The organism is Pseudobutyrivibrio sp. OR37 (genome assembly GCF_900113655.1).
Taxonomy (GTDB): domain Bacteria; phylum Bacillota; class Clostridia; order Lachnospirales; family Lachnospiraceae; genus Pseudobutyrivibrio.
On record NZ_FOQF01000002.1, the window covers coordinates 1 to 22,260 of the forward strand.

Below are 22,260 nucleotides of genomic sequence, written 5' to 3' on the forward strand. Positions count from 1 at the left end.
GCGTCCCTGAAAGATATAGCTCTACGCATTGCTGCTTAAATTCAAGTGAATAGGCCTTGTTACCAACATGATTTGCGAAAGCTTCAATACCTTGTTCTTTATATCTTAAAGCCCACTTTCGAACTGTGTAAGCAGAGACACCATATTTCTTGGATAACTCAATTGAAGACTCACCATCTAAAAACAATTTTGATACCATTTCTCTAAACTCTGGAGTAAATGGGGATTTTGACATAAAAAACCTCCTTAAGTAGATTTGGTTATTTACCTTGTCTACTTAAGGAGGATCATATCAGAAGTTTTGCAGCATCCTCTTTGTCTACACTCTGAACCTAGGTTTTTCAACCTAGGTTTAGTGCGGAAGATGGGACTTGAAAAAATTTTCTACCCAAGAAATCCAGTAAAAAGGAGGATTACAACGTCAACTCCTCTTGGGTACCTCATAGGGTACCTCAAATATTATATGGGTACCTCACCCAAAAAGAATCTCTAATTACATATGCATATTCAGTTATAGGTGCTTAAATCAGGCACCTATTTTTTATGCCTTTCTTCACAGAAAAAGAAAGGAAACGCATATGGAAAAGACAATAACTATTACATCCGGCAATCCAATTGTAGATCAGGTTGCCACCATGAATCTAACCGGAAATATCATTCCGGAATCTTGGTATCACACCATTATCAATGAGAATGGTAAGACTAATACTCTCGCCATCCTTATCCTTGCTGATATCGTTTATTGGTATCGCCCAACAGAAGAACGTGACGAAACCACGTTGTCCGTATCTTATTCAAAAAAATTTCACGATGAAGACTATCTCCAAAGAAGCTATGAACAGCTTATGGAGAAGTTCAACATTTCAAAGAGGCAGGCACGAGATGCCCTCATCCTTCTTGAAACCCTTGGCGTTGTAAAAAGGCATTTCAGGAATATCGTCGTTGCCGGTCTTCCACTTTCCAATGTCATGTATTTGGAACTTGTTCCGGATGTTCTTAAGGAACTTACCTTTCCATCCGGACAAAATTTTGACCTAGGTAATAACAAATTTGTTACCACCTCTTCCCATAAAAGAAATGAAGACCTTTCAAAAACGGAACAACCACTTTTCAAAAATGATGTTACGTATACAAAGACTACATCAAAGACTTCCTCAAAGATTACTACAGAGAGTTCTTCAACAACTATAGGAGCCAATTTTTCGACTGACGTCAAAAACTCGGCTGCGATTGTTGATGATGCAAGAGAAGTTTTTAAAGAGTTTGGTTTATCAGATAAGGACATTCAATCCATCTTATCTGCTTCTGGCTACGACATCGAGCGATGTAAAAAAGCAAAAACGGTTCTTAATCAGCAAAGCACAAAGATTAATAACGTTGCTGGTTGGTTAATTAAGGCTGTACGAGAGAATTATCAGCCTTTAGCGAAATCTCCATCCAGAAGAAATTCTATTCACAATTTTGATGAGCGTAATTATACCGATGCTGATTGGGCTGAAATTGAGCGTAGGCTTTTAGCAAAATCTTACGATTCCTTTTAGCATCGCGTATTGAAATAAGAGTTCCTACGGAAGTTTTATTTCAATTGCGATGGCACAAGGGAAGGCGTCGCCCTGGAGTGTAGCTCCCGATGAGACCGGGGATGGCATCGCCGGGGCAGAGCCCCTAAAGATTGAGTTAGCTATCGGCAAGGGCAAAGCCCTTATGAGATGCCTGTCATGGCGAATGACCGCTAACCGCGTAGGTTGGGGTCCCCGAGTTTGTGCAGACGAATGTCTGCGACAAACTAATACGGGGTATTTCCTTGACGCGACAAGGTGTCGCTTAGGGAATCCCTCACAACCATATTTACATATGTAACTGTATTACTTGCTTCTAGTCCAATGGACCAGAAGTCACCTGTGGTCAGATTGACCACAAGTTTTGAATTATGAAAAAGGAGAAATTTATATGGCATATAGACAAACAAACCACAACGGAAGAGTCAGCACAAAATCCGGCTCTGTATATAACAGAAATCATAATGATCGTTCTTTTGATATCTCGCATGCTGAAAACGTCCATCCTGATATGGTGTCAGAGAATATCATTATTCACTATGATGAAACAAATCATCCACACGTAATTGATATCAAAGATAAATCTCACACTACTATTGATGAGCACGAACATTGCATATATGAGTCTTTATTTGCTGAAAGCCTCAGCAAACAGCATGCCCGCAATGAAGCTGCGCGTCATCCTGAACGTAATAAATCCATAGATGACCTGCTCAACAGCAAAAACACCTGTCCTGAGGAAACCATCTTCCAGATTGGCTCAACCGAAGACGGATATCCACCAGTAGAAGTTCTCATGGCTATTTTTGAGGATTATCAAAAAGAGTTGATTGATATATATGGTCATAACCTACACTTCTTGGACGTAGCACTCCACATGGATGAAGCTGTACCGCATCTTCATATCCGTAAAGTATGGACTTATGATGGAAAGGATGGATTGGATATTTCACAAAACAAGGCGCTTGCTCAAATGGGATTTGAACGACCTGACCCATCAAAGCCTTCCAATAAGTGGAATAATGCTAAGATTTCTTTTTCCGAATGGGAACGTGATATGAAGCTTCGCATATGCGAGAAACATGGCGTTGCAGTCTCACATACACCAAAAGCACCAGGAAAAGCCTCAATGGAAAAGGAAGAAGCTATTGCCATTAAACTACAGGAAAAGATTGCATCTTTAAACGCAGAATTAGTCTCGGAAGAAGAAAAGAACAAAGTTGTGCCGGACACAAATATTTTTGGAAAACCTAAACAGATTTCTGTTACACCTGAAGAATACCGTAGATGGCAAGCATCAGCCGAAACAAGAGAGAATAACGAACGAATGCAGAAATACCTTAAAGAGCAACAGGCGCTCTTAGATAAACGAGAAAAGTCTTTAAACAAGCAAGGCAGGGATTTAGCCGACCGACATCTTATGATCGAATCTGAGGTGTCACAGCGCGTTGAGGAAGGTATTTCCAAACGGCTCCCCAACCAAATAAAACAATTGCAATATAATCTGCGCATAGAGCAAAAACAATTAGAACATGATAAATCTGCTCTCTTCGCACGTGCAGAAAAGCTGGATGAACGAGCTGAGAATCTTCACAACGAAGAAACTTACCTGTCAGAGGTATCCGCTCGGTTAGATAAGCGAAAAGCCAATATAGAAGCGGAAGTAAAGAAATCTGTTGCGTCTATTATCAAAGACGCCTTTCAAGATTTCTTCCAAAAGTTCAAGAATACTTTTTTAAAGCATTTCAAGGGAAAACATCAGGAAGAAGTGCTGGAAGTGATTAAGGAAATGCCTATTGATGAGCAGACAGCTGACAGACTTTTTAGGTATGGTTTTTATGATGCAGAACATCACACTGTAGGTGAAGTTATGGAACGTGCTTTGGAAGAAGACATCAAGGACGTACTACATGAATCCGGGGCAAGCTACCGGCAGATAAAGATGGCAGATATTGAAGCTGTCAAACAATCCATAGGTTCAGGTGCATCGCTGGAGGATGTTGTGAATAATATTGCTACAGATGTTTCCAAGCGTATTGTTCCTACAAGAACTCGCTAGTGAACTGAACCCCTAAAAGGTAACACTTTTCTCCTGCTACACATAAAGGTGACAGCAGGAGGAAAAGATGGCATTCAGCTTAAAAGTAAAAAAAGAGGTTCTGGAACAAGTTAATAACGGTATGTCTGTAAGCGAGGCTTCCCGGAAATATAATGTAGCTCGGACTACAATTAGCAACTGGCTTAAAGCTCCTGAGAATTACCTAAAAGAAGATCGTTCAGAAAACCAGCCATACGACCTTGAAGAAAAAATAGATGTGATCCGGCTTTTCGATAAGGGAGACCTTTCCGTTCAGCAGATAGCCAAGATCAAAAATCTAAAATATCATACTATCCGTCACTGGATACAGGACAAAAACCATATACTTGCGTTATATTCTTCTCAGGGGAAAATTGATAAAGACTACGAATTGCCAAAATCCCCTGGAGAGGAGGATTTCGTGAGTATTTCAGATAATAAGGATACCAAACAGCATATCAAGGACCTTAAGAATGAAAACGAGCTTCTCAAAGCAAAAGTTGAATTCCTTGAAGAATTGATGGAGCTTAACGGCACTCCTGTTTCGAGCTTCAAAAAAAAACTATATACAAAGCCATTGACCGACTCATCGGAAAAGGAATCGGAAACGTAAGCCTTCTCTGCCGTGTGGCAAATGTATCAAGGAAGAATTACTATCGACATCTGAAGTATCCGTATGACGAGAACAACAAAGAAATCCTAGAGGAAATTGGAAATCTCCAGGAGAACCATAAAGGAAGTATCGGATATAGGCCCATGACGGAACTCGTTTCTAAGAAATGCGGCAAGCAGTTAAACAGCAAGCGTATTCGAAGACTTATGAAGGATAACAACTTACTTTCTGCAGTAAGGCGAAAAAAGTATTCGGATGAAGTGTATACGAAACGCCGTGAAATGAAGGAACATGTTCCAGCAGATCTAATCAAGAGAGATTTTTTTGCTCTGACCCCCAGAAAGAGGATGCTTGAAGACATAACATATCTTCCTGGGCTCGAGAAAACCATGTATCTAAACACCATTGAAGATCTTTATAATGGTGAGATCCTTGCTTATTGCATATCCGATTCTCCTAATGCCAAGCTGTGTGCTGATACTATCACGATCCTTTGCGAAAAGTGGGGTGAATGCTTCCGAGGATCCATCATACACAACGACCTTGGAAGTTCATACGTATCATACGAATACAGCGCTGCGGTGAAAGCTCATGGCATACGTCAAAGCATAGGCAGAGTCGCCACCTGTTATGATAATGCTCCTATGGAATCCCTTAATGGTATCATCAAAACAGAGGCCTTATATTGTCGATTTGGCAAGACAAAAGTCAAAGAGAAAAGAGTTCCCATTGCAGACATACTTGAAGCCGTACAAAGCTTTATACCCTACTACAACTCAGAAAGGCCTAAGGCATACAACGGTGGACTTTCTCCGATAGAGTTCAGACTTCAGAATCCAACCGGCACCTATCTTATACCTATCAACTCAGAAGGTACTTGACACTATCACTTCTGAGTTGCAAAATAATACAAAACAACAAAGAGTGTCACCCTTATAGGAGGCGGTGAAAATTTGTTGTTACCCTAAATGGATTCAGTCGTTGTATATGTGTTACCCTAAATGGGCGCATATCAATCAGGTAGGCGTTCTGGCTGGAGCCGTTCATGATGGAATAGTCATCACCGTGAAATCTCTCCAGTTCCCAATCGATATATCCTACCCAGCTGACATTACCTTTTACATGCTTTCTCACCGCTTACCCCTCCTGTTATTCCAATGTCAACAACAATGCCATCTTGAATTTTCCGCTTGCTTTTACAGAATGCATGCCGCCTTTTGCGAAATGGAAATTCTCGCCTGCCTTGATCGGATGATCTTTGCCTTCATATCCGATAACGCCCTCACCATCCAGAGCGAAGATCAGCGCTTCACCCGGCGCAGCGTGCTCTGAAAGCCCTGTACCCTCATCAAAAGCCATCACCACGAATTTCATCTTGTCATTATGTACAACGTCCATATTGACGATCTTGCCATCCTGATATGGAACCAGCTCCGCTAACCTGAATACTTCTCCTGCCTTTACAACTTCATTCATTGCATCGTCCCTCCTTATTGAGATTTCTGTATAAACCGCCGACTCTGATGACCGGATGCCTACCGGTATATCCGTCGGAGCCAGAACGCTTTCACCTGATCTTAACTGTCTTTTATCTCCATCCGCCGTATAGACCTCTGCCTGTCCTTCACACAGAATGATCAGCTTATGATACGGATAAATCTCCGCGCTGATATCCGTGTTTCCTGCCAGAGAATAATAAGCAATATAATTATCCCCTCCGCTGATCTCCTTTGAGATCGTACACCCCGGAACAGGTGGATTATCCTTCGCGATGGAGAAAACCTCTCCAACCTTTTCCTTCATACGGTCACGCTCCTGTCATTTCCGATAACTTCCGGATTAATACTTCAATGTCGACACCGCTTTTCTCCGACATGTCCGCTACGGTAGCCTTGCCCAGCATAACCTTACCCATAGGGGTACTCAGCATCTTGAACTTCGGACTGATCTCGGTCAGTCTCTCTTTGATCTGGGGATACTCTGCCAGAATATCCTTCAGCTTGCTGTCTCTTGTAATGTTCATATCAGCATCCCCCCCTTCTGCATCATGCCCAGTTTTTGATCTGCAAACTTTTCCTTCAGTATCTGATTGATTGCATCCCGGTCTTTTCCCTGCTTCTCCATCTGCTTGATGGTCTTATACGCCTGAAAGAGCGGTGACGGGGCGATCTCGGAGCTGAAATATCCGATTCCCATATTCCATGCAAGCTGCTCGAACACATCGTCAAAGGCTCTGGAATCAATTCCATTTGCGTAGGCCTTCAGCAGCTCGCGCATAGCCTGTCTCATCCTTCCAGCACCAACCGCATTCGCAAGCGAAAGCAGGAGCCGCATATTATAATCCAGAAACCGATTCTCACTGTGCCATGTCAGATCCCAGAACTCCACGGCAAGCTCTCCCAGTTTTTCATCGATCAGAGGATAATTGGTAATGACCGCCGGTCTCTCAGGGATTTCCGCAAGACTTCCCTTTTCTTCGGTTCTGTAAAAATAGGCATGATATTCATTGTCTGCTGCCTTTTCCGTCTGATGCTCATATCCAAGAATGTCCATCACCTCATACAGCGGGATCGGCTCAAAGGTCTGGATCACCTCTATACCCTGCCCCACAGGAAGGGATGCGGCCTGCTTCTTAAGACCTTCTAAGAAGTTCCCGGCAACACCGCGGACATCGATCTTCTTAAACTCTGCTGTTTTATCTTTCCAATCTGCATAACTCATCTTGATTTTCTCCTTGTTTTCTTCATCTGTACTTTATCAATAAATCACTTCTTTGTATGTGGTTTGAGCCACATTATTGATTTTTAATCTAAAATTCTTCCGTCTCTTGAGATAGTAACTACCTGCCACGGAATGAACTTCCCACTATTCTTAAGCGCTGTCTCCGCCGCTCTCTGAAGGCCTCCGCAGCAAGGTACCTCCATCCGGACGATGGTCACGCTCTTAATGTCATTGTTCGCGATAATCTCAGTCAGTTTTTCTGAATAGTCAATGTCATCCAGCTTCGGACAGCCGATCAGAGTGATCTTCCCCTTCATAAAATCCTCGTGCATATTGGCGTATGCGTATGCGGTGCAGTCTGCCGCGATCAGGAGCTTAGCACCATCGTAGAACGGTGCCTGCGTTGGAAGGAGTTTGATCTGGCAAGGCCACTGGCTCAGCCTCGATACCGGTCTGAAAGATGCCATCCTGTCCACTTCGTTATCTTCCGCCTCCTGTCCCCGGTCAAACTGCATGAAGCGCGACCCCGGGCATCCATGTCCCGCTGCGTGCGCTGCCATCTGCTCCATCATATTTTTTTCATTCTCACTCATCCTTTTCGCCTCCTGTGCTTTCTTTACCGCCGCCTCATCATAAGCCGGCGCTTCTCTTTCCTCGAATGTAATTGCGCCTGTCGGGCAATTCGGAAGGCAGTCTCCGAAGCCATCGCAGAAATGCTCCCTTATAAGCTTAGCCTTGCCATTGACAATATCGATTGCGCCCTCATGACAGGCGTTTGCACAGATGCCGCACCCATTACATTTTTCCTCATCTATGTGAATGATCTGTCTTACCATCTTCAATTCCTCCTTGCCCTTCTGATTGCATTTTAGTATAATCTCAGATACAAGTATGTGGTTTGAGCCACATTTTAGAAAACTTTTCGGAGGACACCTATGGAAATAGAAACACTTGGAAAAACCGCTTTGTTCAGGTCAATGACAGAAGAAGAGATACATCTTTGTCTGAAGGAACTGCGGTCACAGGAGAAAAAAATTAAAAAGGGCACTGTCATCATGCATGCGGGAAGCCTTACCGATCGCATGGGACTCGTTCTGTCCGGAAGCGTCACGATCGAAAGCAATGACGTCTTGGGAAACTGCACTATCTTAAGCCATGTCGGTTCCGGTCAGTTCTTTGCAGAAACCTATGCTCTCCTTCCCGATGAAGTCATGCTTGTGGATGTGCGTGCAAACGAAGACTGCAACATCCTGTTCGTTACCGTCGGCGGCCTGTTTAAGTCGGGAATTTCATCCATTTGGAAAGACAAGCTGACAAGAAACCTGCTCATGATCTCAGCGCATAAGAACCTGACTCTTTCCGGCAGAAGCTTTCATACTGCTCCCAAAAGTGCCAGAGGCCGCATCCTCTCATATCTAAACACAGTATCTCTTCAGAAGCATACAAACGAATTTGATATTCCATTCGACAGACAGCAGCTTGCCGACTATCTAAATCTGGAGCGGACGAATATGTCAAAAGAACTCGGACGCATGAAACGAGATGGGATTATTGAATGCAGAAAGAATCACTTCAGGCTATTGGAGCGCAAATAAAAAAGCCGGTCATCCTCGACCGACACACTCACATTCAAAACCGAAACCCCTGACCTAAAGCGAAACCCCTAAGAGGCGACCGAAACCCCTACAGTCAGGCAACCTTAAATTGTATCAAATACGGCGTTTTAATTTCTAACCATGTCAAAGATGCTAATTTATCCTGATATGCTTTGAGCTTTGCGTTACGTGTTTTTAGTACCTGAATAGATTTGATTTCATCCAGTTCAGCCTTTAAATCGTCTAAAAACAGTGGGTCAATAACTTTATGTATGTTCTCAATGGATGTGTAATGCATACCGCCACTGCGTCTTGTCTCAGGATTCAATGTAGACTCAAACACAGCTCCGAAGATAGTAGGTGAAATCATTGACCAGTCAAATCCCTCACTTGCCTTTGCGAGAAGGATATTTCTGATTTCTTCGGTAAAATTAGGAATCTCTATATTCTCATCAGCAAATAAACCACCATTAACATAAGGGAACTTGGATAAGTCACTGGTATCATATGGGTCTCTCTTATCCTCAGGTGTATCTAGTATCTTGAAAAGCTCTATGAGCGCCTTTCTCATATCCTTTGTCTCGAACTGTTCCATATAATCATGGAACATGTGACCATTTTCTCCAAAGATATGTGCATCCTCTGCATAAAGGCAAAATACTAAACGGACACAAAGCATGTTTAAGCTCTTTAAGCTATCCTCATTTTCCGGATTAATATACTGTTTTAAAAAGGCATCATAAATCAACCCAACAAATTCTCCGGCTTTAACAGAGATTTCCATTTCTTGAGAAATTTTTGTTTGACTTTGATTTATCAGAAAATCAAACAAGCTATATTTTGATGGAATATCATCCAACGTAAACTTAGTAGGCTCCGGCACTCTTGTATCCATGTCATAAACCCATATTTCAGCAAAGTTTGAAAGAATAATCCATTTTGCCTTTTCACTAACCGGTAGAGAATTATCATACATTTTAGCCTGCTCACAAGGTGTCATATTGTTATGCCCAGGCTGTGGCTTTGATAAATCAATATTAAGACTTTTCTGCTCTATTAAAACATGAGTCTCTGGAATATATGCATCAATGCGCTTGGTATTGCCATCCGGTCCTACAACTTTTTTCTGAAATTCAATTCTGTCCGTAACATGGTCTACGCCCATAACGTCCTGCAAGAAATCAATCCAATAAGAGCGATCATCCTCATCTTCTTTACCTTTTCCAACCCACTTATTATGAAACTGTCTGGCAGCCTCTCTTTTTTCTGCATCTGTCATCGTATTGTCCTCACTTTAATTATTGTTTGCATCGTAATCCAACCAAGCTTCTTCAACCGGAGCATAGTCATATCCGTTCTGCTCGCAAAACGCCTTAATACTTTTCATAGCTGCCATATTGGGCTTAGCATGTCCACCCTCCCAACGATTGACAGTAGAGAAAGAAAAGCCAATCGCATCTGCGAATTCCTCCTGTGTTAATAAGCTACGTTGTCTAATTCTCTTAATTTCTTCCGGTAGTCCCATCCAAGACCTCCTTCATTAATATTTCAACAATATAGCGTTATTATACCACCAATACATATCTTATACAGCATTTTCTCTTGATTTTTAGTAATCAGTATTTATTCAGCCCAAATATAAGATGTAAGGAAAATTTCTTTCATGTTTAGTAATGAGAAATATCTCACCCCAAATGTATGTTAGGAAGAAATTTTATAAAAAATGCAGATTTGGATTAAAAGTGTCCCACATAAATATTGAATGGGATTTTTAGTAATCCAACTTCAACTGAACCAAATGATTTGTAGGAAGAGAAATATCCTTGACGACATTTCGAATTAGATATTTCCATGTCCCACATTCATTATGAAAGGCATAAAGCCCATCGCACCTTGATAACTGAATATGCATTGTAGATAGCAGAGCAAAAAACATTAAGTATTTAGAGAAAAGCAGATTATACCGGTAACTTTTTAATTTGAATTTCATGGAGAAAGGAGGGATGCCCATGGTATTACAGCAGCCATTACAGCACACTGCTTCTGATATCTTCAATGAAATACGCGACCTACATTTTCAGCGAAATCACTTGCTTGATTTGAAGAAGCAGGGTATTGTTAATGGTGTTGACGTTGTAATACAAGAATTGACGAAAAAGGAGTTAAAACTAAAAGAACAAAAAGTATTAGAAGTCCATACCTATGCAATTACAGAAACCATAGTTAAAAAGCGTGGTCAGGAAGTAAAACGCTGGCAGACAAGATGCGGTGACACTAGACCAAGATGCTCTACTTACGAAGCTTTGATTGATAAACTCTATGATTATTACTTCGGAGCCTCAGTTATCACAGACTATTCATTTAAGACAATGTTTGAAGCCGCCTTAGATGAAAAGATACGAACTGAACGTCCCAAGGAAAAGACTATCCGGGATTATCATAATTCATACAAAGCTTTTATTTCAGATGAGTTTGGAGCAAAGGATATACGCCTTATAAAGCCATCTGAATTGAAAGAGTACATCCAGAATGTGTCCGGTGAACTAGCACCCACCAAGAAGCGATTTTACAAGTTTAAGGGGATATTAAATCTTGTATTTGATTATGCTTGTGATCCGGAGCGCAGATATATTGAAATCAACCCCGTTCCAAGCAAAAATAAAGCCTATGCGAAGAACTTTACCCCTACGAACGACAAACCTGAAGACAAAGCTTTTCAGCCGCATGAAGTAGACATGATTCGAAAACATCTCTGGGAGCGAGTTCACAGACTTCGATATGATGTAAATGGTTATGCTATTTTGTTTTCCTCAGAGACCGGAGTTAGAGAAGGTGAAATACCTTCTTTGAAATGGTCTGATGTAAAGGGAAATTCCATTCATATCCATTCTCAGCAGAATGATGAAAAAAGGGATGGCGTAAAAGTCTATTATTACAATCCGACTACCAAAAACGAAAAAGGTGTTAGCAATAACGGACGCTTCATTCCTCTTACCAATCGTATTCGTGAGATTTTGGATGAGCTAAAATCAAAGCAAAAGGCTCTGGGTATTCATTCCGAGTGGGTATTCTGTAAAGAAGATGGTTCATGGACAACCACAGTATCTTACTACGAATCCTTGTATAAGGTTTCAAAGAAGCTTGGTTTAAAGCTAAGTAACAACCATGCATTTCGTATGGCTCTTAATTCCTATGTATATGTACCAATGGGATTACCGGCAAGTGAAAGAGCAAAGTTACTCGGACATTCTGTCGAGACTAACCTTAAGTATTACACCTTCGCCAGAACAGATGAATATATCGATGAATTATGCGAGAAAATCAATGCTTTTGACGATGAAACAAGAGAAAACCCTATTGAAAATGATATGGGTACCTCGGGGTACCTTAAAATTGTTCCATTTCAAGCAAAAGAAAAAAGCCCTCAGACCGCTAAATCTCAGGCTTTTCTCTAAAACTCTATAATGCGGAAGATGGGACTTGAACCCACACGACTGCAATAGCCACAAGATCCTTAGTCTTGCTCGTCTGCCAGTTCCGACACTTCCGCGCACTATATAAAATGTTTTGTCTTTCGACACGAGTGATATGTTACCACCGCAACTGATTAATGTCAATAAGATTTATTAACATTAGTGCGGAAGGCGGGACTTGAACCCGCACGACTGCAATAGCCACAAGATCCTTAGTCTTGCTCGTCTGCCAGTTCCGACACTTCCGCATGTCTTTCGCTTGATGTTGCTCTCTCGCGACGACTAGTAAATAATAACCCCCAAAGCTCATTTCGTCAACACTTTTTTATAAATTAAAGTGTCGAATTTTTAAGCACTATATCTGAATATTCTGACACACTCCAATTACTGTCCTTTATTCCACTCCGTGCTCTAGTAGGTACTGATGCCAAGGCTCGTAGCAGGCCCCCTTTAAATGTACACCATCCCCTGTTGTTTCAGCCTTAAGATTTCCGTTCTCATCATCCACTGCTTCATTAATGTCCAAGTAAAATACCTTGCGATTATCCGCCAGGCCTTTTATGGCTTCATTTCTAATGTTGATATTGGTGTTGTTGTATAGCTGGTCAGAATTGTTCTTTTCCTCGGATACATGCATAATGCTGTTGATGAAAATGGTAGCATCAGGCTGAAGATACTGCAGGCCTTCTATTACCTGGGCGTACACATCACGAAAACGCTGTTCATCGCCTGTTCCAAGTTCATTGATGCCTACCATCAGATAGATTTTTTTGTAATGCTTACCTGCTAAGGCTGTAGCGATAGACATTTCTGTTCCATTCTCATCCTCTATCCATTCCTTATTTCTGATATCAAAAATTGTAAGAGATTTTTTGGCAAAGAATGTGGCTCTGGAATCTATAGCCTGGCAATACTGAGACAGGCCTACTATTCTGGAATCGCCAATAAATAATGCATCGTCAAAGTAGGAATCATCTACGGTGGTAAATTCTTTTTTCTTAACTTCTTCTACCTTTGTGGTATCAACCTCTTTAACAGATTCCACCGGCTTTTCATCTGGAGTGCTTTCAAGTTCTACCTTTGTCCATGGATACACACCATCTGCCATAGCCTTGAAGGCAACAGCCTCCATCGGTGTCTTTAGAGGGCTGCTGTAATAGTCCCTGTAAGCCCCATCCTTCAGACAAAAGGAAATGACTGAAAGCGCAATAGATGCAATTGTAATTAAACTAAGTAATAAAAAACCTTTTACTTTCATAACATCACCTAAAATCTAAGATACATAAATGGATTTCCAGCAGAATTGGACAAGCTGAAAATACTAATGAAAAACATTGCAAATATGCCAAGAATCACCAGTACATTATCCTTATGCTTATTAAAAAATGTAGTAAGAGCAGGTATCGCAAATACGATACCAAGCACTAGAAACAGCCAGTAATCCTCCAGATAATAAAACACATCATTTTTATTTACTGCAACTGATACATCAATTACAGGGAACATTCTAAGCAGATAAATGCGTAAGTTTGAGGCCGAATGGATAGCAAAAACCACCCAGGAGATGGGAATAAGCACAAGCACATTAATACGGCCAACCACTGCAAATAGCTTTGGAACGCGACTAAGCACTAGCTTCTCAAAAATAATAATCATACAGATAGACATCGCCCAGATAAAGAAATTTACGGTATATCCATGCCAAATCCCTGTAAGCAGCCATACTACCAATATATTTAAGATTGTGTGGCATTTGCCCTTTCTGCTACCCCCTAAAGGAAAATAAACATAATCCTTAAACCATTCGCCAAGGGTGCTGTGCCATCTTCTGTAAAACTCTGAAATAGATGCAGAAAAATAAGGCTGATTAAAGTTTATAATAAAAGGAAATCCAAGCATCACACCAATTCCAGCAGCCATCAGTGAATAGCCCCAAAAATCGAAATATAGATTCAAGGAATATGCATAGGCTCCAAGCCATGCAAGAGGTGTGGAAATACTCTCGTAGCCGATAACCTTTATATCGCTCCATAATACTGCCAGATGGTCTGCAATAATAATTTTCATGAACAGGCCGCAGGCCATCAGCTTAAGCCCCTCTTCAATCTGATTTAAGACCTTAAATAAACGCCCGCCTTCTGTAGCATCCCATCTAAGCCACATAGCATTTTCTTCCACATAGCTGTAGCGTGCTATAGGACCAGATATGATTTGAGGGAACATGATGAAATAATCGGTAGCTTTAATAATATTAACCTCAGCGATTTTTCCTCTGTATAAATCCACCTGGTAGGAAATCATTTTGAAGATGTAATAGCTCAATCCAAGAGGGATGACTAATCCAAGCCCAGCCGGCTTTGAAAACTTAAACAGACCTAGCACTAAAAGATTAAGGACAACCACTGCACCTAGTGCCAGCTTTGATTTTGATTTAAAGATAAGCTTTGCAAAAAGCAGATTGATGGCTGTCATAGCCAATAACACCAAAATAAGCCTTGGTTCATTAAGATAATAAAAACCAAGGCTACCTAGCAATAAAACCCACTTTCTAAAGGAAGCAGGAACTACATAATATATAATCAAAAAGATTGGTAACAATCTAAAAATAAAATTCAAATCAGAAAAGGTCATCTATATTCTCCCTAGAAAAATAATCCATCATAAGTATACAATAACCTTTTCACTTTTTCTCTAAATTTTTATAAATATATCTAGTTTTCTTTAATGCTGTTTTGATATTTATCAATCACCTCATATAGTGCATTATTTGGATCATCAACCATCCTTACGGTTGTATCCAGCTGTAGGAGCTTATCCTGATTAGCATCGCGCCTCTCCCATTGAGGAAGCCCCTTGCCATTTGGGTTGCCTGTCTTTGCAAAATTCACTATATACTGCTGCATAGTATCAGAAAGAGCATAATCCTCATCAGTGTATAAACCAGGATGTCTCCAAAGATTTCCGTAGGCGTAAGGAAGCTCACCTGCATGATAGTTTGAAAGACTATTGTTTTCTTTTGTGAAATAGTACTCGTAGGCAGGCTTGCCCTGCTCAATCATGTAGTTGTTCCAAAGATAATGTGAGTAGCTAAACCATATTGCAGAATAGGCCTGATTCAAAGCGCCCTTAGCATCTCCAAGTGGGTCCACAATGAAATGCTGGTCGCGCTGAGGCGAATTGGCAGGTACCACCTTTGCCATTTCCCCGGCATAATCACCTAAATCCTCTGCAAGAAGCTCCTCATAATTATCCGCTGTTGCCTTTATACCAAGATTAAAGGCGTCTGCCTCCTTGGCATTAAATCCGTTTAAAAGAGCCTTCTCGTGATTTTTGCCCTTTTTGTAAGTAAGAAATGGCTGCTCTACTATGGCATAGCCATCCACTGTCATTGCAGATTGATTGCTGGTGGTTTTAACAAGCTTTTCGGCAGGGATATCTCTCAGCTCATTCGATGAAGCTACGTTAAACTCACTTCGCACCATATCGCCCTGTTCTATCGCCTCGGAATAGTCTCTAAAGGTATGAAATGGCTTGTGTGCAAGGATTCCGCTTGATTCTGCAATAGCGTAGTTAAATAAGCCCTCTGTAAGAGGGGAAACGCAAATAGCATTTACACTAGAGCTACCAGCAGATTCCCCTGCTATAGTAATTCTATCTGGGTCGCCACCAAATGCTGCTATATTATCCTTTACCCAATTTAAGGCTGCAATCTGGTCTAACAGGCCATAATTTCCTGTCGTTTTATTGGGTGATTCTGCTTTCAAATCATCAGCAGTGTAATATCCAAATACACCAAGACGATATGCAAAGTTTACAACGATAACACCTCTTTTCGCCAAATCCTCACCACGGTATTCTGTGTAAGAAGACTGGCCTGTGGTAAGGCTGCCACCGTGAATATAAAAGATTACAGGAAGTGGCTCGTCTCCCATTGCCTCTGGGGCGAAAACGTTCAGATAAAGGCAATCCTCGCTCATCGGCTCAAGATATTCATCCCCAAGCTTTACCTGATAATCGTGCCAACCAAGGATATGGGACATGCTGTCATATAATGTATTGCTTCTAGGCTGCATTGCCATTGGGCCGAAGGCATCACAGGCTCTAACCCCGTCCCAGTCTTCAGGAGACTGTGGTTCTTTAAATCTAAGCTCTCCCACTGGAGGCTTGGCGTATGGAATACCTGCATATACCTTTACAGAATGATTGGCATTGTACACACCTGTCAAATCTCCCTGTGTGACATGCACTACCTCTGTCACATCAGGATTCTTGTTATCTACAGCTGGCACGTTTTTATATGGAGGGCCGGTAAGTATATAGTTAAGACACAGCACACCCATAAATAAAGCCCATGTAATAATCTTTGTTTTAGCACTCAACAAACTCTTCTTTGAGAGAAGGTATCTTGCCACAAATAACGCAAGTGTAGCAAGCACACCGATAACCCATCCAAGAATGATGTTTTTGGATAGCTCAAGAATCACCAGATATAATAAAGTTAAAAGAATTATTACTGCGTAAAACAACATAAGCACCTCTGTTAAAATTTCTTGCGATTTAATTTTATGCAATCTATTATAAATCCTATCCATCCTTCTTGCAAGGTTTTTACATAACAAACGGGCGACACCAATTCGAAATCAACCGATTCCTAACTGGTGCCGCCCCTTAACATCGATCCCAATGGACTATACCTCTCAATCTATTGTATTTATCAGTTACATTGTCGCGTGTAATGATTTAATTCTCTGGTGGACTATACCTCCATTCACTAGATTTTAAATAATTACTAAACTTAAATTTCTGGTGGACCGTACCTCCCTTTCTGTAAACTTTATCTATGTCTTTTGATAAGTCTATTATAGCCCCTGTATATTAAATTGCAAGTTAATTTAGCGATATATTTTATTTTTGTCAGATATTTCAATGTTCGATTGGATGTTTTGTGAGAATTTTACATGATAATAAATATTGACATATAAAAAACCCAGTAAGTATAACCTACTGGGCAATGTATGCAGAAGATGGGACTTGAACCCACACGATATTGCTACCACAGGCACCTGAAGCCTGCGCGTCTGCCAATTCCGCCACTTCTGCGAACATTTAGTATTCTATAGAATTTCTACTTTCAAGTCAAGGCTTTACAGCCCAAAAATCAGCAAATTTCCTGAGAATCTAAAATAATTGTAAACGGTCCATCGTTCAAAAGTGAAACCTTCATGTCAGCACCGAATTCTCCTGTTTCTACATGGAACTGTTCACGACACTTTTCAATGATATATTCATACATTTCATTCGCCATATCAGGCGCCCCTGCCTCTATAAAAGATGGGCGATAGCCCTTTTTGCAATTTGCGTACAAAGTAAACTGAGAAATCAAAAGCAGCTCGCCGCCTACATCGGTAAGGGAAAGATTGATTTTGTCATTTTCATCATCGAATATGCGAAGCCCCAATAGCTTCTTAACCATCTTATCAGCAATCTCCTTAGTGTCGCTATCAGATACACCGATTAATACTAAGAATCCCTTGCCAATCTGACCAATTGTTTTTCCATCTACTGCAACTGATGCCTCAGTTACTCTTTGTACTACAAATTTCATTGTTTACCTCGCTTTATATTATTTCAATTGCCAACACATCATGAGGATTAATAACTTTTGTATAGCCCTCTGCTATCTTATATTCCTCTTTTGTCCAGATGTCTAATCCATTAAAGCTATCTGTAGATACTGCTGCAATAACATCTGATTTATAATCTGCAAAATCGAAAATCTCTTCAGATAGGTTAAATACCGCAACAGCCTTCTTTCCAGTAGAAGCATTTTCTGTAACCCAAATAGCATGGTCATCATCTCTTGCTACCTGGTGCGCCTTAAATCCATCCTGCATATAATCCAACAGCGTCTTATTGGTAAGAAGAGATAAATCCCCATCGGAAAGCCTTGTAAGCTCGGCACCTATCATAAGAGGTGAGCGGAACATACACCAAAGTGTCATCATAGTGCGGGCTTCAGCCATTGTGAAATTAGAATGACGCTCACTATTAAAGCCTGCTCCTACCATGCCGATTGGAAGCATGTCGCAATCTGGGAAGCAGCCTGCCTTCACATGATCTTGCCACATTTCGCAGCGCCAGAACATATTTTTAAGAAGCTCCCACTTGTCCCAAAAATCATCAGTGATACGCCACATATTTGCATTGTCCTGATAGTGGAAAGCCTTGTCAATGTGAGCTGGTCCAGGTGAAACACTAAGAACGATTTCACGGCCTGATTTCATAATAGCCTCATGAAGCATTCTGGTTTCGTGCCAACCGCTGAAGTTTTCGTCTCTGTACATCCATGAATCACAGATGTCATCACATTTAATAAAATCTACGCCCCAGTCGGCATACATGCTAATCAGGGAATCGTAGTAAGCCTGACCTTCCTTGCAATCCCTGACACCGTACATATCCGGATTCCATCCGCAGATGCTAGATGGATCTGCAATATCAGCTGCTGTTACAGCTGTACCAAGTACAGGCAGATGACGTTCTGCTGCTGTACGTGGAATACCGCGCATGATGTGAATACCAAACTTAAGGCCTAGGTTATGGCAATAATCTGAAAGAGGCTTAAAGCCTGCACCATTTTTTGATGATGGAAAACGTGAAGGGCTTGGTATAAATCTGCCATACTCATCTATTTCATCATCACCAAATGGAATGTATTGATACTTGTCACGCATTGTGGCAGCATCGTTTGAATACCACTCAATATCCACCACCACATACTCATAGCCATACTCTTTAAGATGCTTTGCCATAAAATCCGCATTAGCTTTCACATCTGCTTCAGTTACTGCAGTGTCATAATAGTCGTAGCTATTCCACCCCATTGGCGGAGTAAGCGCGAAATCATTTTTAGTCATTACATTATCCCCCGAAGTAATTATTTTTCCTTGATGATTATTGTCATCATATATTTGCTATTTTCTGGAATCATCACTGCGCCATTGTAGATTTCTTCAGTCTCCATTCCACAATCTACTACCGCATATACGGTAATTTTATCAGCCTCCTCTAAAGGAATCAACTTTTCTTTTATGGCTGAAATATTCCTGCCACTTTTCATTATTATCTTTGTTCCTGAAAGCTTTAATTCCTCCTCCAGATTTCCCTGGCCTGAGATAATATGGATATTTTCTTTACTTTCGCTAAGAAGTATTCCTGCTGAAGCCGCAGCGCCGGTAAATGAAGTGATTCCATTAATTATCTCTACTTCTATTCCATCCTTTTTGGCTAGCTTCATTATGTAGCCAAAGGTGGAATATATGGTAGGGTCGCCTATTGTAAGAAATGCCAGATTATAGCCATCTAACAAAAGCTGCTTGTATTTTTCATAGAATTCTTTATGCATTATCTCTAGACGTTCAGGGTCACTTGTCATTTCAAAATCATGACTGATAGTCTTTTTATATCGTATTTCCGGTACCGCTGGAAGGGCTATCTGATATGCTCTGCACTTGTCCTTTTCAGCCTTTGGAAGACAAATAACATCTGCTTCCTTAATAGCCTTGACCGCCTTTAGTGTGAGCATCTCTGGGTCTCCCGGCCCCACTCCTATTCCAAATAATACTCCAGCCATATTTGTCCTCCCGCCTAACTAATCTACTCCATTTCAGTGTGAATACCACTTAACAGGCAATGCTTGCAAAAAAAATTTACTAGCTACAATTTAAAATTCAATATAGGTAGTAGTGTAAAATCGATCAACTACTATCTTAAGTCAAAAATGAGCCTTAGGTAGTAGGCATCTTCAATCCCATTACTATCTACAACATCAAATCTACCACAGATAGTAATCTCATTCTGATTCATTACTATCTATAGCTGATAATAATCCCCAGATAGTAGTTTACTCTAAAATAACTACTATCCACAACTCGAAATCTCCACTGGATAGTAATTTCATTCAGACTCACTACTATCTGGTTCTAATAATTTACAAATCTATTCATCACTATATATAACACTACAAACACATATTTTGCTCAAAACCAACGGCCACGAATTTTTCTACAGAAGATTTAATGAGGCTTCTTGTAATTCATTATTTATGATTTGATACAATTGTCGTCCAAATCGTTCCACACACCCTAGTTCTGTTTGAACATAAAAAACACTTCTATGCTTTCTCGAATCATTGTCATCAATTTCCAAATCAACCTCTATTGTGACATGTCCATAATTATCTGGTGCCTTTATTTCAAGCGAAAATGCTGGGGTATAATTTCCCTCCTTCGAACCAAATTCAAGATAAGTTCCTTCATTATTAACATTGTAAATTCGTATTTTATCTACTAATTTTAAGTAATCTTCATTCTGGATGTAGCAATTCTGCCATGCTCTAGCATAATCACATATTGCTTCTACTTTAAGTTCAATTAATCCTTCGTCTTCCCATATTTTTTTTATTATAATGTTATGCAATCATCTTCACCTTCCTTATTTGAACTTAGTGCATTGCCAGATGAAATTTATTTACATCGTCATCCACAAGAGTTTCAGAATCTTAGGATCATAATATCTTGCATATAAATCAAGATGATATGATTTTTCAACCACATAGATATGCAGTTTATGGTATTATATTGTCTCCTGTTGATTTATTTATGACTCATCTTTATATTCGCTAAGTAATATGGTAGCCTCTCTTTTCAATCTTAAAAGAACATTTCGATACTCATTGGGGATCAAGTCATTGATATCATCCAATTCACACCCCTCATAAAGTATCCTGAATATCCTAGAATCATTCGTTATCTTTTGTAATTTTTTTATATTAAAAGGACTAAACAATATCTGTTCACTTTTATCAATGCAAATTCTATCCTCTAAAAGTTCCTCTAAGACGTTTATAATAAATATCAAAGCTTCTTTTTCATTTTTCATAATCAATTACTCCAATATGGTTTTACTTTTACATTAAACACTTTTCCTGATTGACTCTGAAAATAATATATAGAAATCAAATTTCCCCACAGGTCATATTCATAGTTACCACTTTAGAAAAATAATATCTGGTAAAATCTTGATATAATATCAATATTATAGACTATCGTTTTCGCAGTTATTCCTATTGCCAATACACTGGAGACTATCACAATGGAAAACTTTCAGCATTCACTCTAAATGAATTATATTTTTATATCAGCATCCGTTTGAAAAAAGTGATATCCATTTGATTTAACTATGACTTCTTCCAAATCTTTTTCATTTGCACTAAAAACTCTATTATCATAAAGTATATCAGCGTTTATTTCTTTTAAATATGAACATATATTTGATATTTTTTCTTTATTAATATCCCTAACATCAATTCGAATAAATATAGATTCTACAAGACCATTGCTTAGAGATATTTCTATACAATCTTCTTCTAGATTACCATATTGAATTGTATCATCCATCCAACTCCGTTCTTGTTTTAGAAAACATATATGATTTATGTCTTCAAAAGGAATATTCCATAACATAATATTATCTGCAGTGCTTCCATGCTTCACAGCATGAAAATCAAATTGCCAAATTGCCATACAAATCATTCTCCTACTATTATATAAAGTCATAGTCTTTCTTTACCTTTTCTATAGGTTCGACTATGCTATTTTAAGCCAACAAAACCTCACCAAAACAAATGGCACTTTGATGATAATTCAAAATGCCATTTTTATCTAAATTTCTAGATTGATAAATAAGATGATTGTTAAAGTCGCAATTGAATATTATTTCAAATTAAGATTTCAACAATTCCAAATCACCATCAACAAAGCCAACAGCAACACCATCTAAGTTGTTAAATAATTTCTTATACGTGCCTTCTTTTAAATATCTCGATACCATATCTGAAATCATTAATTGGATTTCTGACCAATCACTATCTTGGATCCATCTAAGTGGATTATTTCTTGTGCCAACCGACAACAAGTAATACATATCATCCTCCACGTTATTTTTATACAACAGATACTTCTATAAAGGCAAAACCTAAAAGCTTATTGTTCATTATCAATTCTTTTATCCTTTCTGATACGAATATATACATAGGTGAATCTTTTAAAATAAAAATATCTAGTCTATGTAGATAACTCTCCATCTACCTTCTTCTGGTAACCAATTTCAATTATTGTTCCTTCAGAATCATAATAATAATTGATTCTGTCTGAACCTGTCT

23 protein-coding genes, 3 tRNA genes and 1 pseudogene are annotated in these 22,260 nt (G+C 39.7%); 6 read left to right on the plus strand and 21 right to left on the minus strand.

Annotated features, from left to right (window positions below; all coding sequences use genetic code 11):
* Positions 1-235 (minus strand): helix-turn-helix domain-containing protein (locus BM097_RS00935; RefSeq protein WP_143084935.1); only part of this gene is annotated, 235 nt, incomplete at its 3' end.
* A gap of 343 nt (positions 236-578) precedes the next feature.
* Between BM097_RS00935 and BM097_RS00940 the strand changes: the two genes are divergently transcribed.
* The 4 genes from BM097_RS00940 to BM097_RS00960 all read left to right on the plus strand — a co-directional run bounded on the left by BM097_RS00940 (position 579) and on the right by BM097_RS00960 (position 5,130).
* Positions 579-1,541 carry a hypothetical protein gene (locus BM097_RS00940; RefSeq protein WP_090545012.1) on the plus strand — a complete coding sequence of 321 codons (963 nt, stop codon included), beginning with the start codon at positions 579-581 and terminating at the stop codon, positions 1,539-1,541.
* Between the two features lie 409 nt (positions 1,542-1,950).
* A complete protein-coding gene (locus BM097_RS00950; RefSeq protein ID WP_090545016.1) occupies positions 1,951-3,618 on the plus strand; it encodes a hypothetical protein in 1,668 nt (555 codons plus the stop codon).
* Positions 3,619-3,685: 67 nt separating this feature from the next.
* Entirely contained in the window at positions 3,686-4,249 is a 564-nt protein-coding gene (locus tag BM097_RS00955; protein WP_090545018.1) for a helix-turn-helix domain-containing protein, read from the plus strand.
* Positions 4,237-5,130, plus strand: a complete 894-nt coding sequence (locus BM097_RS00960) for an IS3 family transposase (RefSeq protein WP_304442194.1) — start codon at positions 4,237-4,239, stop codon at positions 5,128-5,130. Before BM097_RS00955 ends, BM097_RS00960 begins: the two co-directional genes overlap by 13 nt.
* 130 nt (positions 5,131-5,260) lie before the next feature.
* Here the strand turns inward: BM097_RS00960 and BM097_RS16900 are convergent.
* From BM097_RS16900 to BM097_RS00985, 5 genes and pseudogenes are all read right to left on the minus strand, one after another.
* Positions 5,261-5,383, minus strand: a pseudogene (locus tag BM097_RS16900) (anaerobic nitric oxide reductase flavorubredoxin); the annotation flags it as partial.
* A gap of 15 nt (positions 5,384-5,398) precedes the next feature.
* A complete protein-coding gene (locus BM097_RS00970) occupies positions 5,399-6,052 on the minus strand; it encodes a cupin domain-containing protein (protein ID WP_090545024.1) in 654 nt (217 codons plus the stop codon).
* A gap of 4 nt (positions 6,053-6,056) precedes the next feature.
* The gene (locus tag BM097_RS00975; protein WP_090545026.1) at positions 6,057-6,272 is read right to left on the minus strand and encodes a DUF1858 domain-containing protein; all 216 of its coding nucleotides are present in this window, start codon (positions 6,270-6,272) and stop codon (positions 6,057-6,059) included.
* On the minus strand, positions 6,269-6,970 hold the full coding sequence (locus BM097_RS00980) for a DUF2249 domain-containing protein (protein WP_090545028.1): 702 nt from the start codon (positions 6,968-6,970) through the stop codon (positions 6,269-6,271). Before BM097_RS00980 ends, BM097_RS00975 begins: the two co-directional genes overlap by 4 nt.
* A gap of 83 nt (positions 6,971-7,053) precedes the next feature.
* A complete protein-coding gene (locus BM097_RS00985; RefSeq protein WP_090545030.1) occupies positions 7,054-7,806 on the minus strand; it encodes an ATP-binding protein in 753 nt (250 codons plus the stop codon).
* Between the two features lie 99 nt (positions 7,807-7,905).
* Here BM097_RS00985 and BM097_RS00990 point away from each other — a divergent pair, with 99 nt between their 5' ends.
* A complete protein-coding gene (locus BM097_RS00990) occupies positions 7,906-8,565 on the plus strand; it encodes a Crp/Fnr family transcriptional regulator (RefSeq protein WP_090545032.1) in 660 nt (219 codons plus the stop codon).
* A gap of 94 nt (positions 8,566-8,659) precedes the next feature.
* Here BM097_RS00990 and BM097_RS00995 read toward each other — a convergent pair whose 3' ends face one another.
* Both BM097_RS00995 and BM097_RS01000 read right to left on the minus strand, forming a co-directional pair.
* Positions 8,660-9,844 (minus strand): type IIL restriction-modification enzyme MmeI, encoded by a 1,185-nt coding sequence (locus tag BM097_RS00995; RefSeq protein WP_090545034.1) that lies wholly within the window; start codon positions 9,842-9,844, stop codon positions 8,660-8,662.
* A gap of 15 nt (positions 9,845-9,859) precedes the next feature.
* Positions 9,860-10,090, minus strand: coding sequence for a helix-turn-helix domain-containing protein (locus tag BM097_RS01000; protein ID WP_090545036.1), 231 nt, complete (start codon positions 10,088-10,090; stop codon positions 9,860-9,862).
* Positions 10,091-10,574: 484 nt separating this feature from the next.
* On the opposite strand from BM097_RS01000, the gene BM097_RS01005 reads away from it, so the two are divergent.
* Positions 10,575-12,020 carry a tyrosine-type recombinase/integrase gene (locus BM097_RS01005; RefSeq protein ID WP_177197324.1) on the plus strand — a complete coding sequence of 482 codons (1,446 nt, stop codon included), beginning with the start codon at positions 10,575-10,577 and terminating at the stop codon, positions 12,018-12,020.
* 10 nt (positions 12,021-12,030) lie between these two features.
* Here the strand turns inward: BM097_RS01005 and BM097_RS01010 are convergent.
* From BM097_RS01010 to BM097_RS01070, 13 genes are all read right to left on the minus strand, one after another.
* A tRNA-Leu gene (locus BM097_RS01010) sits at positions 12,031-12,115 on the minus strand.
* A gap of 86 nt (positions 12,116-12,201) precedes the next feature.
* A tRNA-Leu gene (locus tag BM097_RS01015) sits at positions 12,202-12,286 on the minus strand.
* A 146-nt stretch (positions 12,287-12,432) separates the two neighbouring features.
* Complete coding sequence (locus tag BM097_RS01020; protein WP_090545039.1) at positions 12,433-13,296, minus strand: GDSL-type esterase/lipase family protein; 864 nt, start codon at positions 13,294-13,296, stop codon at positions 12,433-12,435.
* Positions 13,297-13,304: 8 nt separating this feature from the next.
* A complete protein-coding gene (locus BM097_RS01025) occupies positions 13,305-14,669 on the minus strand; it encodes an MBOAT family O-acyltransferase (protein ID WP_090545041.1) in 1,365 nt (454 codons plus the stop codon).
* Between the two features lie 80 nt (positions 14,670-14,749).
* Positions 14,750-16,567 carry a carboxylesterase/lipase family protein gene (locus BM097_RS01030; RefSeq protein ID WP_090545043.1) on the minus strand — a complete coding sequence of 606 codons (1,818 nt, stop codon included), beginning with the start codon at positions 16,565-16,567 and terminating at the stop codon, positions 14,750-14,752.
* 487 nt (positions 16,568-17,054) lie between these two features.
* Positions 17,055-17,138, minus strand: a tRNA-Leu gene (locus BM097_RS01035).
* Between the two features lie 58 nt (positions 17,139-17,196).
* A complete protein-coding gene (dtd, locus tag BM097_RS01040) occupies positions 17,197-17,643 on the minus strand; it encodes a D-aminoacyl-tRNA deacylase (RefSeq protein ID WP_090545045.1) in 447 nt (148 codons plus the stop codon).
* Between the two features lie 13 nt (positions 17,644-17,656).
* A complete protein-coding gene (locus BM097_RS01045) occupies positions 17,657-18,955 on the minus strand; it encodes a glycoside hydrolase family 27 protein (RefSeq protein WP_090545047.1) in 1,299 nt (432 codons plus the stop codon).
* 20 nt (positions 18,956-18,975) lie between these two features.
* Positions 18,976-19,671: a precorrin-2 C(20)-methyltransferase gene (gene cobI / locus BM097_RS01050; RefSeq protein ID WP_090545049.1), complete on the minus strand. Its 696-nt coding sequence runs from the start codon at positions 19,669-19,671 to the stop codon at positions 18,976-18,978.
* Positions 19,672-20,102: 431 nt separating this feature from the next.
* The gene (locus BM097_RS01055; protein ID WP_090545051.1) at positions 20,103-20,516 is read right to left on the minus strand and encodes a hypothetical protein; all 414 of its coding nucleotides are present in this window, start codon (positions 20,514-20,516) and stop codon (positions 20,103-20,105) included.
* 180 nt (positions 20,517-20,696) lie between these two features.
* Positions 20,697-20,978, minus strand: coding sequence for a DUF3969 family protein (locus BM097_RS01060; RefSeq protein ID WP_090545052.1), 282 nt, complete (start codon positions 20,976-20,978; stop codon positions 20,697-20,699).
* Between the two features lie 245 nt (positions 20,979-21,223).
* Positions 21,224-21,622 (minus strand): hypothetical protein, encoded by a 399-nt coding sequence (locus BM097_RS01065; protein WP_090545054.1) that lies wholly within the window; start codon positions 21,620-21,622, stop codon positions 21,224-21,226.
* A gap of 199 nt (positions 21,623-21,821) precedes the next feature.
* Positions 21,822-22,022 carry a hypothetical protein gene (locus BM097_RS01070; protein ID WP_090545056.1) on the minus strand — a complete coding sequence of 67 codons (201 nt, stop codon included), beginning with the start codon at positions 22,020-22,022 and terminating at the stop codon, positions 21,822-21,824.
* Between the last annotated feature and the right edge of the window lie 238 nt (positions 22,023-22,260).